At 43.5% G+C, this 15,375-nt stretch carries 19 protein-coding genes and 1 pseudogene; 13 read left to right on the top strand and 7 right to left on the bottom strand.

What is annotated here, in order from left to right; genetic code table 11:
• Positions 1-115 precede the first annotated feature (115 nt).
• Both AB6D80_RS10170 and AB6D80_RS10165 read right to left on the bottom strand, forming a co-directional pair.
• On the bottom strand, positions 116-943 hold the full coding sequence (locus AB6D80_RS10170) for a protein-glutamate O-methyltransferase (RefSeq protein ID WP_009848576.1): 828 nt from the start codon (positions 941-943) through the stop codon (positions 116-118).
• An 11-nt stretch (positions 944-954) separates the two neighbouring features.
• The gene (locus AB6D80_RS10165) at positions 955-1,881 is read right to left on the bottom strand and encodes a chemotaxis protein CheV (RefSeq protein ID WP_009848577.1); all 927 of its coding nucleotides are present in this window, start codon (positions 1,879-1,881) and stop codon (positions 955-957) included.
• 76 nt (positions 1,882-1,957) lie between these two features.
• On the opposite strand from AB6D80_RS10165, the gene flgA reads away from it, so the two are divergent.
• From flgA to AB6D80_RS10150, 3 genes are all read left to right on the top strand, one after another.
• Positions 1,958-2,704, top strand: coding sequence for a flagellar basal body P-ring formation chaperone FlgA (flgA, locus tag AB6D80_RS10160; RefSeq protein ID WP_371707868.1), 747 nt, complete (start codon positions 1,958-1,960; stop codon positions 2,702-2,704).
• A 177-nt stretch (positions 2,705-2,881) separates the two neighbouring features.
• Positions 2,882-3,199, top strand: a complete 318-nt coding sequence (gene flgM / locus AB6D80_RS10155; protein WP_029223115.1) for a flagellar biosynthesis anti-sigma factor FlgM — start codon at positions 2,882-2,884, stop codon at positions 3,197-3,199.
• 65 nt (positions 3,200-3,264) lie between these two features.
• Positions 3,265-3,690: a flagella synthesis protein FlgN gene (locus AB6D80_RS10150; RefSeq protein WP_086048932.1), complete on the top strand. Its 426-nt coding sequence runs from the start codon at positions 3,265-3,267 to the stop codon at positions 3,688-3,690.
• A gap of 272 nt (positions 3,691-3,962) precedes the next feature.
• On the opposite strand, the gene flgP is transcribed toward AB6D80_RS10150, so the two are convergent.
• Positions 3,963-4,394, bottom strand: coding sequence for a flagellar assembly lipoprotein FlgP (flgP, locus tag AB6D80_RS10145; RefSeq protein WP_012603423.1), 432 nt, complete (start codon positions 4,392-4,394; stop codon positions 3,963-3,965).
• 9 nt (positions 4,395-4,403) lie between these two features.
• The gene (locus AB6D80_RS10140; protein ID WP_012603422.1) at positions 4,404-5,039 is read right to left on the bottom strand and encodes a FlgO family outer membrane protein; all 636 of its coding nucleotides are present in this window, start codon (positions 5,037-5,039) and stop codon (positions 4,404-4,406) included.
• Positions 5,040-5,231: 192 nt separating this feature from the next.
• Between AB6D80_RS10140 and AB6D80_RS10135 the strand changes: the two genes are divergently transcribed.
• Both AB6D80_RS10135 and AB6D80_RS10130 read left to right on the top strand, forming a co-directional pair.
• On the top strand, positions 5,232-6,365 hold the full coding sequence (locus AB6D80_RS10135) for a flagellar assembly protein FlgT (protein ID WP_017099160.1): 1,134 nt from the start codon (positions 5,232-5,234) through the stop codon (positions 6,363-6,365).
• A gap of 139 nt (positions 6,366-6,504) precedes the next feature.
• Positions 6,505-7,011 carry a hypothetical protein gene (locus AB6D80_RS10130; protein WP_009848584.1) on the top strand — a complete coding sequence of 169 codons (507 nt, stop codon included), beginning with the start codon at positions 6,505-6,507 and terminating at the stop codon, positions 7,009-7,011.
• A gap of 170 nt (positions 7,012-7,181) precedes the next feature.
• Here AB6D80_RS10130 and AB6D80_RS10125 read toward each other — a convergent pair whose 3' ends face one another.
• The 3 genes from AB6D80_RS10125 to AB6D80_RS10115 are packed head-to-tail and all read right to left on the bottom strand — an operon-like array spanning position 7,182 to position 9,940.
• Entirely contained in the window at positions 7,182-8,423 is a 1,242-nt protein-coding gene (locus AB6D80_RS10125; protein ID WP_102257953.1) for an NAD(P)/FAD-dependent oxidoreductase, read from the bottom strand.
• A gap of 24 nt (positions 8,424-8,447) precedes the next feature.
• Positions 8,448-9,521, bottom strand: a complete 1,074-nt coding sequence (locus AB6D80_RS10120; RefSeq protein WP_371702692.1) for a methyltransferase — start codon at positions 9,519-9,521, stop codon at positions 8,448-8,450.
• Positions 9,522-9,550: 29 nt separating this feature from the next.
• Positions 9,551-9,940, bottom strand: coding sequence for a hypothetical protein (locus AB6D80_RS10115; protein WP_017103990.1), 390 nt, complete (start codon positions 9,938-9,940; stop codon positions 9,551-9,553).
• A 71-nt stretch (positions 9,941-10,011) separates the two neighbouring features.
• Between AB6D80_RS10115 and AB6D80_RS10110 the strand changes: the two genes are divergently transcribed.
• From AB6D80_RS10110 to AB6D80_RS10075, 8 genes and pseudogenes are all read left to right on the top strand, one after another.
• Complete coding sequence (locus AB6D80_RS10110) at positions 10,012-10,791, top strand: beta-ketoacyl synthase chain length factor (protein WP_371702694.1); 780 nt, start codon at positions 10,012-10,014, stop codon at positions 10,789-10,791.
• Positions 10,788-11,558, top strand: a complete 771-nt coding sequence (locus AB6D80_RS10105) for a 1-acyl-sn-glycerol-3-phosphate acyltransferase (protein ID WP_009848589.1) — start codon at positions 10,788-10,790, stop codon at positions 11,556-11,558. The genes AB6D80_RS10110 and AB6D80_RS10105 overlap by 4 nt, the downstream gene beginning before the upstream one ends.
• 106 nt (positions 11,559-11,664) lie before the next feature.
• The gene (locus tag AB6D80_RS10100) at positions 11,665-11,925 is read left to right on the top strand and encodes a phosphopantetheine-binding protein (protein ID WP_009848590.1); all 261 of its coding nucleotides are present in this window, start codon (positions 11,665-11,667) and stop codon (positions 11,923-11,925) included.
• Positions 11,926-11,935: 10 nt separating this feature from the next.
• Positions 11,936-12,193 (top strand): acyl carrier protein, encoded by a 258-nt coding sequence (locus tag AB6D80_RS10095; RefSeq protein WP_009848591.1) that lies wholly within the window; start codon positions 11,936-11,938, stop codon positions 12,191-12,193.
• Entirely contained in the window at positions 12,193-12,750 is a 558-nt protein-coding gene (locus AB6D80_RS10090) for a septation protein IspZ (RefSeq protein ID WP_372188428.1), read from the top strand. Before AB6D80_RS10095 ends, AB6D80_RS10090 begins: the two co-directional genes overlap by 1 nt.
• 6 nt (positions 12,751-12,756) lie before the next feature.
• Positions 12,757-14,139 (top strand): AMP-binding protein, encoded by a 1,383-nt coding sequence (locus AB6D80_RS10085; protein ID WP_371702696.1) that lies wholly within the window; start codon positions 12,757-12,759, stop codon positions 14,137-14,139.
• A gap of 88 nt (positions 14,140-14,227) precedes the next feature.
• Positions 14,228-14,590, top strand: coding sequence for a 3-hydroxyacyl-ACP dehydratase (locus tag AB6D80_RS10080; RefSeq protein WP_065678580.1), 363 nt, complete (start codon positions 14,228-14,230; stop codon positions 14,588-14,590).
• Positions 14,583-15,375, top strand: a pseudogene (locus tag AB6D80_RS10075) (glycosyltransferase family 2 protein); the annotation flags it as partial. The gene AB6D80_RS10080 and the pseudogene AB6D80_RS10075, both read left to right, overlap by 8 nt.

Here is a 15,375-nt window from a genome sequence, read left to right as displayed (position 1 = left end):
CACAACGGTATGCTAAGAACAAAAATGCCGTTCACTCTTAAGTGAACGGCATTACAGCACTTGGCTGGGTTTTAAATTTGGACAGCAATATTGCACCTTAAAGTGGTGACACTAATTACTTTAATTTGTAGATGATGCCTGGATTACAGCGAACCATTTCAAAACGATCCGTTAAGCCGGTTAACGATTCAGACGCACCCAATAACAAGTAACCACCAGGATTCAGGCTATTTGCCATCTGGTTAAGTACTTTTGACTTCATATCTGGAGAGAAATAAATCAACACGTTACGACAAAAGATAATGTCGAATTTGCCTAACAGTGCATAGCTCTCCATCAAGTTCTGAGGACGGAAGTTTACCATTCGCTTAACGTTGTCTTTCACTTTCATACGACCATCGCCAGCATCTTCAAAGAAAGTGCGACGGCGCTCAGGAGAAAGTCCTCGGCCCAAGGCAAGGTTGTCATAAGCGCCGGTGCGGCACATATCCAACATACTTGCTGAAATATCAGTAGCGGTAATCGATACATTTGGCAACATACCCGGCTTACGTGCTTGGGTCTCAAGTATCGTCATAGCCATTGAGTATGGTTCTTGGCCTGAAGAGCTTGCCGCAGACCAAATCTTGATAGGACGTTTATTTGCCGCTATTTCCGGTAGAAGTTTATCCGCTAGTACAGCAAACGGATAAGTATCTCGGAACCAAAGTGTCTCGTTAGTCGTCATAGCATCCACTGCCGCCACTCTCAACTCACGGTTTCGACCTGTCACTACATCTCTTAGCAAATCAGACAATGAAGCAACATTAAACTTCGTTACTAATGGGCTTAGACGACTGCGCACTAAATACTGCTTACTGTCACCTAATACAATGCCACATTGAGATTCTAAGAAACGGCTGAAATCGCGATACTCTTGATCACTTATTGTTATAGCAGTCATTAATGTCTCTTTTAGTTAGTTAACGCAGCTTTAACCGCGCCACCAAGCTCATCAGGATTGAATTTCGCGATGAAGGAGTTAGCCCCTACACGCTCAACCATGGCTTGGTTAAATACACCACTCAATGATGAGTGCAAAATTACGTATAAATCTTTTAGTTCTGCGTGACGACGAATCTCAGCAGTCAGCGTGTATCCATCCATTTCAGGCATTTCGATATCTGAAATCACCAATGAAATTTGATCGTAAATACTGCCTTCCGATGCCATTTTCATCAGAGTCTCATAGGCTTCTTTACCATCTTTAACAGCAATGACCTCAAAACCAATAGATTCTATAGCACGTTGAACCTGCTTACGAGCAACCGTCGAGTCATCAGCAATCAAGATTCGGCGAACCAATTCTTTCTCTTGTTCAACTTCTGCAATTTCCTCTGCGATTCTGCTATCCATGGTTTCATCAACAGGCGAGATCTCAGCAAGAATCTTTTCAACATCCAGAATTTCAACCAATTCATTATCGATGTTGGTTACCGCTGTTAGGTAATTATCTTTACCTGAACCATCTGGTGGTGGAAGAATAGCTTCCCAGTGCATATTAACAATTCTATCTACAGAGCTTACGAGGAATGCTTGGATAGTACGGTTAAATTCAGCAATCACCACAAAGCACTTATCGATATCAGATGTAGGACGTCCGCCTACCGCTAGGCTCAAATCAATGACAGAAACTGTCTGACCACGAATATGAGCCACACCTTTTACGAGATGATGTAAATTTGGCATTAAAGTCAGACGAGGGCATTGTAAAACCTCTTTCACTTTAAATACATTAATACCGTAACGCTGACGCCCCATTAGGCGAAAGGTTAGTAATTCTAATCGGTTTTGACCGACGAGTTGCGTACGCTGATTCACTGAATCAAGAATACCCGTCATGAGCTCATCTCCATATCAAACTTTTTGGATAGAAAGTGTTAGTCTACTGCAGGCTACGAACCACTAGAGAAATAAAATGACATATCATAAAGCAAACATATATCTTTTTCCCATAGCTATGTGTAGAACTATTTTTAAAACTGTCGCTAAGTTTATCGGCATTCTAACAATATTGTTTAGTTTTTTTACACACGCGGCAACGCCGGAACAAATTGACATGATCCAATCAGCGGCTGAGCAACACATCCTTGACTCGGTGGAGCAACCGCGAGGCGGTGAACTTTTTGTTAATTCCGCTAATGTAGACTCTAGAATCAAAGCTACAAATTGTCCTATCCCCCTCGAGACAAGTGCCTCGACAACAACCAACACTCGCAGCAGCATTACTGTTTTAGTTCGTTGTGTTCCTGATGAATGGCGTGTTTACGTGCCAGTGCGCCTTTCAATGTCAGTACCACTTGTCACAACGACTCGCTCACTGGCGAGAGGCGAAATTGTCGGTCAATACGACGTCACGACTGCGATGATTTCTCTCAACAAATTTCGTCGCCAAGGCTTTACCACTCCACAACAAGTCATCGGTGCTAAGGTAAAAAAGAACCTAAGACCCGGTGATGTTGTCGAAAGAGGCGATATTTGTGTCGTATGCCGAAATGAGAAGGTTATCATACAGGCAGTAAAAGGTGGCATGACCATTACCACCAGAGGTACTGCACTTACCGATGGCTCAATGGGTGATCAAGTTAGGGTGAAAAATGACAAATCACAGCGTATAATCGAAGGTATTGTTACCAGCATGTCTGAAGTCACGGTTTACTTTTAACACTTCACTTTAAAGTGTCGGTATCGTTAGCGCTTTTATTCTCAACTCTAACATCCAATTATAACGGTTGAGGTGTTTGGTTCGTTTTCGACTATTGAGCTTAAAATTGCTAAAGTATTCTCACCCATGGTCGATATTGACTGTACAGGTTCCCATTTTGAAGAAAAAGGCTTAACTATGGCAGGTATTGATAATATTCGTTCAGGGCAAACCCTAGCGAGCACTAACCGCTCAGCAGTACGCTCTGATTCTAAGTCTGAGGCATCAAGATCTGATGCATCATCTAAATCACCAGCAAGCAAAGATGCGGTTTCACTAAGCCAACAAGGCAAGGCGATTGGTCAACTCCATCAAGAGATGGCAGCACAACCAAGTTTCGATTCAGTGAAAGTCGCGGCAATAAAAGAAGCGATCGCAAATGGTTCATACACTGTTGATCCAGAAAAGTTGGCCGACAACATGATGAAATTTGAAAACGAATTAAAAGGTCTTTAAGCAAACATTAGCTTTAAAATAAAGTTATTATCTTAAAGTACACGAGGTTATTAGTAGGTTACATTATGGCGGCACTAGCAGATTTAGTTAATTTCCAACTTCAAAATGCCAAAGCCTTATCTGAATTATTGAGTTCAGAGAAAATCGCTATTACAAGCCGACAATCAAGCGATATTGAGCGAATAGCCAAAGAGAAAGTGGTTCTTGTTGAACAACTAAGATCAACCGATCAACGAATCGCTGCCCATACTAATATATCTGAACTGACCGAGAACCCTGAACTTGCTCAGTTAGTCACAACCATCAAATCCATAGTGCACGACTGCCATCAAGCGAACTTGGTAAATGGCGAAGCCTTGAATCGAGCACACCTTAGCTTCAAAAAACTCAGCAATATGATGCAGCAAAGTCACGGCAAAATTGGCATGACCTACAATGCCGGAGGCCAAACGCATACAATTTCTACGCTAGGAACCAACGTTAAAGCCTAGTTAGGTAAACCACCTCCTTCTCATATCTGTATCTGTATCTGTATCTGTATCTGTATCTGTATCTGTATCTCAGCCTACCCTTCTCGTTACACCAGTCAAATCTCCCACTAAACCTGTGAATGTACTCCCCAAGCCGATAAACAAAAAAGCGGCAAGTACTTTAATACTTACCGCTTTCTTATTCATAACCGTTACTGGTTGCCGTTACGCCATCTGGAAAGCGAATAGCAGCCAATATAAAAGGAGAAACCTATAACTAGACGATCCTTAAACTAGAACAACGTTTGTTGTCTCTTCTCAGGCACTGGCTGAACTTCGCCATAATTACGCAGTTGTTCCATTTTTTGGATATCTAACCGCAGTTCAGTCACATAGCTGTCGCCAACAGGGTAACTGCGCACCACTTCGGCACCACGGATAACACCATCAACCGCGCCTGAAGTTCTCTCAGTACCAAGACGCTGATCTTCAAGCTCAGCTCGACCACTCACGCGCATACCATACACTTGCTCGGCAAGTTCACGATAAGCATCAATTTTAGAGGCTCTCATTGCTCGAATACGTTTCTCTTCGTCATTACGACCTTTCTGCTCGCTGACACTCGCGTAGCCAACCGCAACCAAAAAGTCATTAGGTCTCATGCTTTGTAATGGTTGACAGCCGACAAGCAATAAAGCGGCAACAACAAATATTAACTTCTTCATCACGAACTCCTAAGGGCGAAGAATAACAGTATGAGGCTGACTGATCGTTGGATCAGAACGAATAATAACCCCATCTTGAGTTCGAATACTGTTCAGAGTATCTAAGTCACGACCAATACGGTCTGCAGGTAAAAAGCCTTGTGCGGAAGCAACAACGATGCGAGTTTGCATTCCGACCACACGAGCATTTACTAGAACACCGCCTTCTTGACGAAGCATAGTTCCAGTCAAAACATACTGGACGTCTTGCTCTTGGGCTAAGTCTTTCCAATCGCGGCTAATAGCAAAATCCCCCTGGTGGGTCACTTGGATAGAGCCTGTGGTTTTAAAATCAACCACTTTAAAACCTCGACGCTGAAACTGATGAATGAAACCTTCTGATACCGAGTTTCCTAACCAACTGGTTGTGTCCATGTGTTGCAGATCGACAAACGAGGTAATGGCAATGGGTGTTCTGGCTGAAATACTCGTATTCGACAAGATCAAATCTTCGGTCATGCTTTCCACGAAAAAATCCATGGTATGACGCGGGCTATCCATCAACATAAACGGACTGCCTGAATACTCAGATTTACCGTTATAGATTGGCGAATAAGCGCATGATGTCATTAACATGACACTCATTACTACGAGCCATTTTTTCATTCTCTTATCTCCAGATATATTTAGTGCTTGCTGTTCCAATATGTTCTCGCCATGACTCTTTTCAATGGATTACAATGTTGGAACAATCTTTGCTTTTCATTAATGGTTCAGATTATGAAAAACGCACTTGAGTCAGCTTTAAGCTTATAGATATTTGTTAAGCAATATTTATACCCAACTGGTAACGAATAGATGAAAAAAATAATTTATTACTTATTTTCAATAAGTTTACTGACAACCATCAGCTTCAGTACTCATGCCTCTTGGTATGAAGTTACCGGTACTGCAACCATCGTATCGTCAGAGGATGCGGCAAGGGTTCATGCCCTAGAGGATGCCGTTTACAAAGCCATACAGTTCTCTGGCGCTGACATCGGCAGTATTGCAAACCTCACCCCCTACTTAGATGCAAAAAAGAAAGAATTTCAATTTACCAATCATGAAGTGCGCTACATCTTAGTAGAAAAAGAGAAGAAACGCGGTGGCAATATAATGGTCACTGCAAGGATAGACATCTACCCTTCGGCAAGTGCTTGCCATGAAAGCCAATATAAGAAGACGTTTTTGGTCGGTAATATTGATGTAAGCTCTCCACAACAAGCTGTGATGGGCCGAATCTATAACATTGGTGATGATTTTGGCCATGTCGTTAACCGACAACTGGCGCAAGAATCTCGCAGTTTTGTCTCTGTTGGTACAACAAATTACGACATAGACAAGCGTCGACCGGAAGTGATCAAAATGATCGCACAAGATACGGGGGCACAGTACATCATAGGTGGTGACATCACCGACTTAACCGCAACCATTGAATCGAAGCTTTTGAAAGACGACATTATCAATCGCCAATTTGCGTTAGAAATGCAGGTATTCGATGGTAAAACAGGTCATCAGGTTTACAACCGAAGCTATCGTGAAGTAGCAAAATGGCCATTTGCGAAGACCAGTGAAATCGACACCCGCAGTGCTCGTTTCTGGGCATCAACCTATGGCAGCATGATGCTTCGTGTCAGTCGTAATATTATGTTGGATTTAGAATCGGAAGTATCTTGTAAAATCACGCTTCCTGAAGTTGCTGCTGTGTTTGGGAATATGGTGACCATTGATTTAGGCCGAATACACGGTGTAGAACAAGGCGACAAACTTCAGCTTTGGCACACAGGTTCATTTATCGACCAAAGAGGCTTGCCACGCAATAAGGTCTCTCAAAGCGATATCACCCTGACGGTTTCTCGCGTTTATGAAAACGAAGCTGAACTCACCATTGATCAACCAAGCCTTGCGGGAAGCATTCAAATTGGTGATGTAATGCAGAAAATCATGTAGTTAGCAGCACCATCAACTCATGTTTTCTAATAAAGCCTTAGCAAAAGTACTAAGGCTTTATTTTTTTCATGAGGATTAGTTTCGGTTTCGCGGTATTTGTCGTAATCTTATTAATAATATAATCATCATTTAGCGAACTATGAGCCAGAATAATCTAATTGGTGCTACCGGTTACCGCTTTATCTCGAAAGGTAAGACCGCTTTTAAGATCCACATTCATACACCCGACGATACGGTATTACATCGTTCAGTTGGCTTTGTTCGTATGGGGGAAGACAAAGCACTCAAGAAAACCATCAAATTAAGAGATGAGCTAGGTAGACAGCTTTGGGGCAAGTTTTGGCCAAAGGTCCTCAAAGAACCCTATCTCATGACACGTCTGCCTCATAGTTTAGAGCCTAAAATTGTATTTAAGCCTAATCCAACGCAGAGTGACCCTGAACATCGCGACGAGTGCTACATAGCGAAATGGCGTGTTTTCTCTGAGAATGGTGATTACAAATATAGAACAAAAGTATGCTCTATACGAAAACACGGTCGACTCGCAGCCTACAGCCAAACCAAACGAGCACTGCTTGAAGCTCACAAAGATGTGATTGAGCTGCTTATCTTTATGGGACGATTGAACAGCATTGATCTGAAGTAGTATCAACCTCGATAACTTCGTTAGAAACTTTGGATTCTGACGTACTGGAGTTGGTACTCGAGCTGAGAGGCTGATTATCAGATACAAAAACAGCCGCGCATTGCGGCTGTTTTGATTTATGGCTAACCATAGTGACCATTTAGCATTCTATTTTATACTAAATAGACCATCTAGCTTCGGCATATCTCTGCCAGCGTCTTCAATCGACGTTTTGACTCGTTTACATAGGGGTTGCTTTGATCCCATGCGTAGCCCGCCAAAATCGAACATACCATTTGCTTTATCTTCGGGTTTGGTTCTTGATAGAAAATCACATCCTGAAGAGCCCCCGAGTACCACCCTTCAACATACGTTCTAAAAGTATTTACCCCAATCATCAATGGTTCAGCGTATTCACGATCCCAGTCGACTTTCTCGCCATTGAGTTGTTTTTCCACACACTCAACGACAAACTGAGCCGACTTCATCGCAATAGTCACTCCCGATGAAAATACAGGGTCAAGAAATTCCCCCGCATTACCCAGTAATGCATACTTATCGGTTGCAAGATGTTTAACGTTGACAGAATAGCCACCAATTTCGCCTGCGGGATTTGGATACTCCGCATTTGCCAAAATCTCGGCCAAGCCCGACTCTTCTGTTGCCAGCTGCTTAATCGCCGAAATCTTGTCTTCTGGGTATGATTCAAAGAATTTAGGTTCCCCTACCACACCGAATGAAGAGACTCCGTTACTGAAGGGAATCAACCAATACCAAACATCAGGATTGGTTGGATGTACCGAGACCAAAATTTTACTGCGATCGTATTCAAGATCACTATCCGTTGCTGAGATATGATCATTAATATGTGTGAAGATAGCTTTGCGCGGAGGAAGTCGTGATGGCTCTTCTAAATCGAGCATCTTGGGTAACACTCGACCAAAACCACTACCATCAAGGACGTATTGAGCCTCTAGCTGATAACGCTCTCCACCCTGTATTTGTACATCTAATATAGTACGGTCTTCAGCGAAGTTGATGCCTATCAGTTCATGTTGGTAATCAATGGTAACACCCTGCGCTTCAGCACAGTCTGCCATTACCTTATCAAAAGTACCTCGTTGAACCTGAAACGTCGTTCCCGGCCCAGAAGAGAACTTATCTTCAAAATTAAACGCCGTATAAACACCATTTTTACGAAAAGCCGCGCCATCTTTAAATTGGAAGTTAGCATTAGCCACAGCTTCGCTCATGCCCGCTTGTTCGATCACTTCCATGCACGCTGGTAACAGGCTTTCACCAATAGAAAAACGGGGGAAAAGGCTTTTTTCAATCACTCGAACATCGATGCCTTTTTTATGAAGCAAAGACGCCGCAATAGACCCTGATGGGCCAGCTCCGATGATCACTACTTGAGTTGACAGTTTTTTCATTAATTTAAGCCATGTTTACCATGATTATTTCGCGCTAGCTTTCAGCTCCAGAAGCGTATGCCCAAGACCGATATCGTCGGTACGAGTCACCACATCAAAGCCAGCCTCTTCCACTATCTCTAGGAAATCTTCACTGCGGTAAAAGCGGCTGTTGCCGTTGGCCAAGCAAGTGAAGTAGAGAGACGTCGCATTTAAGCTATAAGAAGCCGCATCGTATTTCTGTGCATCCCAAAACAGTTCAAGAATATAAACAGTCGCGTCTTCTGACATATGAGAGCGAACACGCTTTAATATGCTAAGAATTTCCATTGGCGAGAAGCAATCAAGGAACTGACTCATCCACCACACATCCGTACCTGTCGGCAGCGCTTGCTGTTTATCAAGCATGTTAGCGGGGAATGGAGTCACTCGGTCTTGATGACCGTGCTGTGTTGCGTTTGCCATTGCCATTTCTAATTGCTGCGGCAAATCGACAATCGTCACCTCGACATCAGAGTCGTAGTTACAACATTGCATTGCCCACTTACCTGTATTACCGCCAATATCCACCAGCGATTTAGGCTTCTTACTGAAAACTTTCTCAAGTAACACAGGGAACGAACGATCTGAATAGAAATGATCAAACTTAAACCAACTCTCTTTTGCTTTTTCTGGCAATTGAGACAAACCTTGGTAAATCGTTTCCCAGTCACCCAGCTCTTTCAAGCCCGCGGGTGTACCTTCTTCAATCGCTTCAGTTAAATGCATCATCGCGGCGTAACAGACATCAGCCGTGAAATCCATATTTGCGTTGGTCATGCCATCGTGCAATAGATAAAAACCTAGGTTAGCCATTTTATAATAAGGCTTATCCCAAGTAACGATGTGAGCACTCAACGCCATATCAAGCAGAACTTTGACACCGTATTCGGATACACCCGTTGCTTGAGAAATAGTTTCAGCGGGTAAACCATCATTGCCCGCGTCATCTAACGCTTTCAAAATACCTAAATCACGAAGTGTACGAGCTGTATGAAAAACAATAGGAGCAAAAGACAATTTTTGCGCTTCTGTTTTTGCTTCTAATGCGTTAAATGGATCTAATTTATATTCCGACACGAAAAACCTAACTTTAAAATAATAGAGAGCTACATAGCAGCCATTTGTGCAAGCTTGCGTTTAATATCAACGTTCAAGTTATTAACCCAACGGTTGTAATTACGGTGAATTTCACCATCGTCGTACTTCAAATTCTCGGATTCGACGTAAAGAATAGAGTAAAACTTATCATTATATGGAATATCAACCACAGCATGATGTGAACGGACATACAGTTCAGCACGGATTAGGCCTGGCTTAATTTCTGAAACCAACCAACCTCGGTTCTCAGCAGACTCATAAATCGCTGATTTCACCTGTTTACTTTGAAGATTCAAAGCAACTGGAGTATCCTCAACATTCATTACAGGTTGGACACGTCCACAGCCTGCAAGAACGAGTATAAATAACATTGAAACGGCTATTTTTAGTAATTTCATTTAAACTCCTTACCCGTGTTTATTTATAAGCATGCATAGTATTAGTTAGACCCAAAGTAAATCAATACTCTATGTCAAATCAATCCCAATTAATGTCGTTTAATATTGAAAAATGGTCAGCAAATTCGCCAGGCCTCTATTCCGTTGCCGAGTGGCAAACGTGGAGCACTCATTTAGATTGGCCACAAAATGGCTCAACCGAATTTAAAGCCATCCCTCCTATGATGCGCCGCCGAATGAGCCTGCAAAGCAAACTGGCCGTCCAAACCGCATTAACCCTATTAAAAGATACCTCGATTGATTATCTGGTTTTTGCCAGTCGGCATGGTGAGCTCCACCGAACAGCCACTTTAATTCAATCAATATTAGAAGGTGACGACGCCTCTCCAATGGCGTTTTCCCAATCGGTACACAACACCGCTGCAGGTCTAACAACGATTGCTGCAAAAGCACCGATTCCACTGACCTCTATCGCTGCTGGGCAAGATACCTTTCACAACGCCCTGATTGAAGCTTATCTTTACCTACATCAGTATCCGTCACATCGTGTACTCGTCATTGACTTCGACCAACCTCTGCCTGATGTATATCGAGAATACGAAAATCAGCACTATGCTGACTACGCTCTAGGTTTAGTACTCACGGCAGGCAGTGACTACTCGGTTTCGAGAGCAGTAACAAGTAAACCAATCGCTAGCCCCCCCAAAGTTAGAGACAGCTCAGCCGCTGATTTACCGCAAGGCCTACAAACGCTACAACATATCCTATTGGGAACACAGCATTGGACTATTGCTGGTAAGCACCAAAACTGGTTCTGGGTCAATAACGCCCAAGCAGGTGCACAGAAATGAGCAAAGTAGGCCAATGTTGGCGAGTATTCGCGACGGGGCTCTGCTTTACCATCTTTGGTTTGGGAGGCTTAGTCTTAAGCTTCTTAATCTTACCTTCGATCGCCCTAACGACTCGCAACGTCATAGAAAGAGAGCTCAAAGCACAACGATTAATCCGTTTCTCATTCAATGCATTCTGCCAAATAATGAAGTTCACAGGCGCGATTGATTACCGAATTGATGGCGCCGAACTGCTCCGCGAAGATCGCAACTGCATCATTGTCGCCAATCACCCTAGCTTGATTGACTATGTACTGATCGCCTCTCAACTTCCTCAATGTGATTGTCTTGTTAAAGCGGCAATATGGGAAAACCCGTTTATGAAGAGGATTGTCAAAGCAGCGGGATACATACCCAACCAAACCCCTGACGATCTTTTAGAACGCTGTGAAGAACGCTTTTCGCGTGGAAATGTATTGTTAGTTTTCCCTGAAGGAACTCGCACAACGCCAGGAATTGAACCATCCTTACAACGTGGTGCGGCACAAATTGCCACTCGAACACAAACCGACTTACGCGTGATTCATATTACAGTTTCTCCGACATTCTTAACAAAAGAGAAAAAATGGTATCAAGTTCCTGCCACTAAACCCTTTTTTCATATCGCAGTGAAAGGTAAAATAGACGTCGCACCCTTTATTGAGAATTCAAATAACTTAACTTCGGCAGCAAGGCGCCTCAATCAACACCTTGCACAGACTATTTTTCCTTCCGAAGAAAATATTTAGCTCATCAATAAAATAACTGGTGATATCAGCGTTTCGAAAATACATCACATAATGTAGAATCGCCCCCCTTGAAGTAGCATTTAGATAAAGTACTAAGTAGGCCTAAGTGGAAACATTACACAACGAACTAAAACAACTGATTATCGACGCACTGAATCTTGAAGATATGAGCATTGATGAAATTGAAACGGAAGCACCACTGTTTGGTGATGGACTTGGATTAGATTCTATCGATGCCCTTGAGCTCGGCCTTGCTATCAAGAAAAAGTACAACATTGTTATCGATGCCGACGATTCAAACACTCGCCAGCATTTTGCATCGGTTGAAAACCTAGCTAACTACATTTCATCTAAAACGAACAACTAGACAGATCTTTATGACACAAGCTAACCAACAAGAAGTATTCAACCAGGTTAAAGATGCGCTTATCGAGCTGTTTGAGCTTGATGCTGAAGATATCACTCCAGAAGCACACCTTTATCTCGACCTAGACCTCGACAGCATTGATGCCGTTGATTTGGTCGTTCATTTACAGAACGTTACAGGTAAGAAGATCAAGCCTGAAGAGTTCAAAGCAGTACGCACCGTTAATGACGTTGTCGAGTCTGTGGTTGAACTATTGAAGGACGCATAATGCGTCCTCTGCTGACTTTACTGTCGGCAATCATACTTTTCACTTATCCAATAGCGGTTTACTTTGGACTCAACAAGTTTGGCCTACAAACCGTTGGTATCGTCTTAGCCGCTATTTTTGCTGTCCGCATTTTCACCGGTGGTCAGGCTAAAATCAAAGAGCTAAAACACCTAGCTTGGATCAGCGGAAGTGCCGGAATTGTTCTGCTGGCATTAGGGTTAACCTTCAAAGAGCACGGCTGGCTAACTTATTACCCCGTCATCGTTAATGTTTGTATGCTGGTTGTGTTCGCCTCGAGCCTATGGCAACCGCAAACGATTATCGAGCGGCTTGCTCGCCTCCAAGAGCCAGAACTTCCACAAAGTGGCGTTGATTACACACGAACAGTCACCAAAGTTTGGTGTCTGTTTTTTGTTATCAATGGCTCTATCGCCCTTTACACCTGCTTCCAACCTCTTGAAATATGGACCCTATACAATGGCTTACTCAGCTATGTATTTGCAGGGTTGCTCTTTGCAGGAGAGTGGGTAGTAAGACAGCGCATTCGTCAGAGTTAAATTGTTATGACCCAAACCGTCTCTTACACTTCCTTGTCTGAACTTCTCAGTCAGAACAGATCGCCTGATTCTATTGTCTGCTTTGACGACAATAGCGAGATTTCGTGGCAAACATTTAACGACGACTTATCTCAACTCGTACAGCTTTTATCTTCATCCCCTTTTCAACGAGTTGCGATTTGCACCCAAGACAGCTACCTATTTTCAGTGGCCTTTTTAGCGTGCGCAGCCAGCAACAAACACATCATCTTGCCAGGTAACTATCAACCGTGTGCGCTTGCCGAGCTGAGTGAGCATTTTGACTGTCTGTTGGTCGATGATGCGATTGGTGCAGTGGAAATAAATGAAGTTCGCAATATCCAAACCTTATTAGACACCGAAATACGAGAACCTCTAACCGATAATCTTCCCGCCATTGAGTTAGCAGCAATCCAATTGACCTTGTTTACTTCAGGCTCAAGCGGTACACCAAAAGCAATCCATAAGACCTTAGAACACCTAGATATTGAAATCGCTCAGCTAGATAAAAACTGGGGCGCCTTGCTTAAAGACAACCAAGTCCACAGCACCGTCTCACACCAACATATCTATGGTCTGTTGTTTCGAATCTTATGGCCGCTTTGTTCTAGCGTTCCATTTTCTCGAAACAATCTCGAATACCCGGAACAGATCCTGTCTCACGCTAACAAGCAGAGCGTGCTGATCAGCAGCCCTGCGCTACTCAAACGATTAAAACACGAGACAAAGTCTACGCATCTAGCGGGGGTGTTCTCTTCTGGTGGCCCTTTACCTACCGAGTCGGCTCATCAATCACGAGATCTGCTTGGGCATTTACCTATCGAGGTGTTTGGCAGCACAGAAACCGGCGGCATCGCGTTTCGTCAGCAACAGAGCGTTCAAACACCTTGGCAGCTTTTTGACTGTATTAAGGCTAGTCTTAATAGTGAGAATTGCATTAAGTTATTGTCGCCGTACATCGACAAAAACAACTGGTATCAAACCGCAGATGAGTGCGAAATGGTCTCAGAGAATCAATTTATATTGAAAGGCCGAACCGACCGAGTGATCAAGATAGAAGAAAAACGAGTATCACTGGTTGAAGTTGAAAAGCGACTGGAGCAACTACCTTGGATAAGCGAGTGTGTGGTCATTCCCTTTGAAGAGCCTGAACGCTTAATTTTAGCATCGGTTTTGGTATTATCAGAGGAAGGCCAAGTGACTCTCGCAACCATGAGTAAAGGTAAATTCTGGTTAATGTTACGTTCAGAACTCAGAAAATGGTTAGAGCCAATCGCTATTCCAAGAAAGTATCGCATTGTTGCTGAGATTCCCCTCAACAGCCAAGGCAAGCGACTAACCTCTCACATAGAGCAGCTCGTAAAATCATAGAAACCGCTGATCGTATTTTACACTGAGATTATCTTTTTATATTTTTGTCAGAAGACCCATTTTAGCCCAAGGATTCTAAGCACACGCTATGGATAAGAGAAAACCAAACGTCATTGCTGTTGACACTGTAGAGAAAGAATCGACCCTGACACTCCATGTTACCGGAGACATCACCGATTTTAAGGGGCACTTTAAGAGCTTCCCTATTCTTCCCGGTGTGACACAAATTGACTGGGCACTTCACTATGCTGTCCAAGAGTTAAATGTCCCTGGTTACTTTAAAGGTATGGAGGTCATCAAATTCCAAGAGCCTATCCTTCCTGACGCCACAATCCAGTTATCACTCAAATGGGATGCTGACAAAGACAAGCTGAGCTTCAGCTACACCTCAAACAACGGTGAACAGACCCACTCTTCAGGAAAAATGAAGCTGGGAGAGAAAAGTGAATAGCGCTCCTGCTGAGGCTGCTTCTCAACACGTAACAAAAGAAAGCAACTACAAAGCTTGCTTCCTAATCCCGTGCTTTAACCACGGTGAAACCATGCCTGCAGTGGTGTCGTCACTCCATCATTTTGAGTTGCCGATCATCATCGTTGACGATGGCAGTGAACTCACCACGAAACAGTTTCTGGCTCCCCTAGTAGAGAATTCAAACGTAACCTTGGTGACGCTAGAGCAGAACCAAGGTAAAGGCGGTGCCGTAAAGGCTGGCATCAAACGAGCACAGGATCTCGGCTTTAGTCATGCCATTCAGATTGACGCTGACGGTCAACATGACCTAGACGCCCTACCCGCATTAATCGAAGCGTCACAAGCTAAGCCCCAGCGCCTGATCTCAGGTCAGCCTGTCTATGACGATAGCGTACCGAAGGCAAGGCTCTACGGGCGCTACGCGACACATATTTGGGTGTGGATAGAAACTCTATCTCTCTCGATTAAAGACAGCATGTGTGGCTTTAGAGCGTATCCAATCGATAAGACACAAACAGTACTGAATAAATACGATGTCGGTTCGAGAATGGACTTCGATATCGAGATTCTGGTTCGCTTATACTGGGAAGGTTGCGACATTGACTTCATTGAGACGCGAGTCATCTACCCTGAAAATGGTGTCTCTCATTTCGATGCGCTGTGGGACAACGTAAAAATCAGTTGGATGCATACTCGACTGTTCTTCGGCATGCTGCCAAGAGCCCCTAAGCTGATTGCTCGTCACTTCAAATCAAATTCTGAAG

The organism is Vibrio sp. 10N.247.310.17 (genome assembly GCF_041466605.1).
GTDB lineage: Bacteria > Pseudomonadota > Gammaproteobacteria > Enterobacterales > Vibrionaceae > Vibrio > Vibrio tasmaniensis_A.
This window is presented reverse-complemented; position numbering and strand designations above follow the sequence as displayed.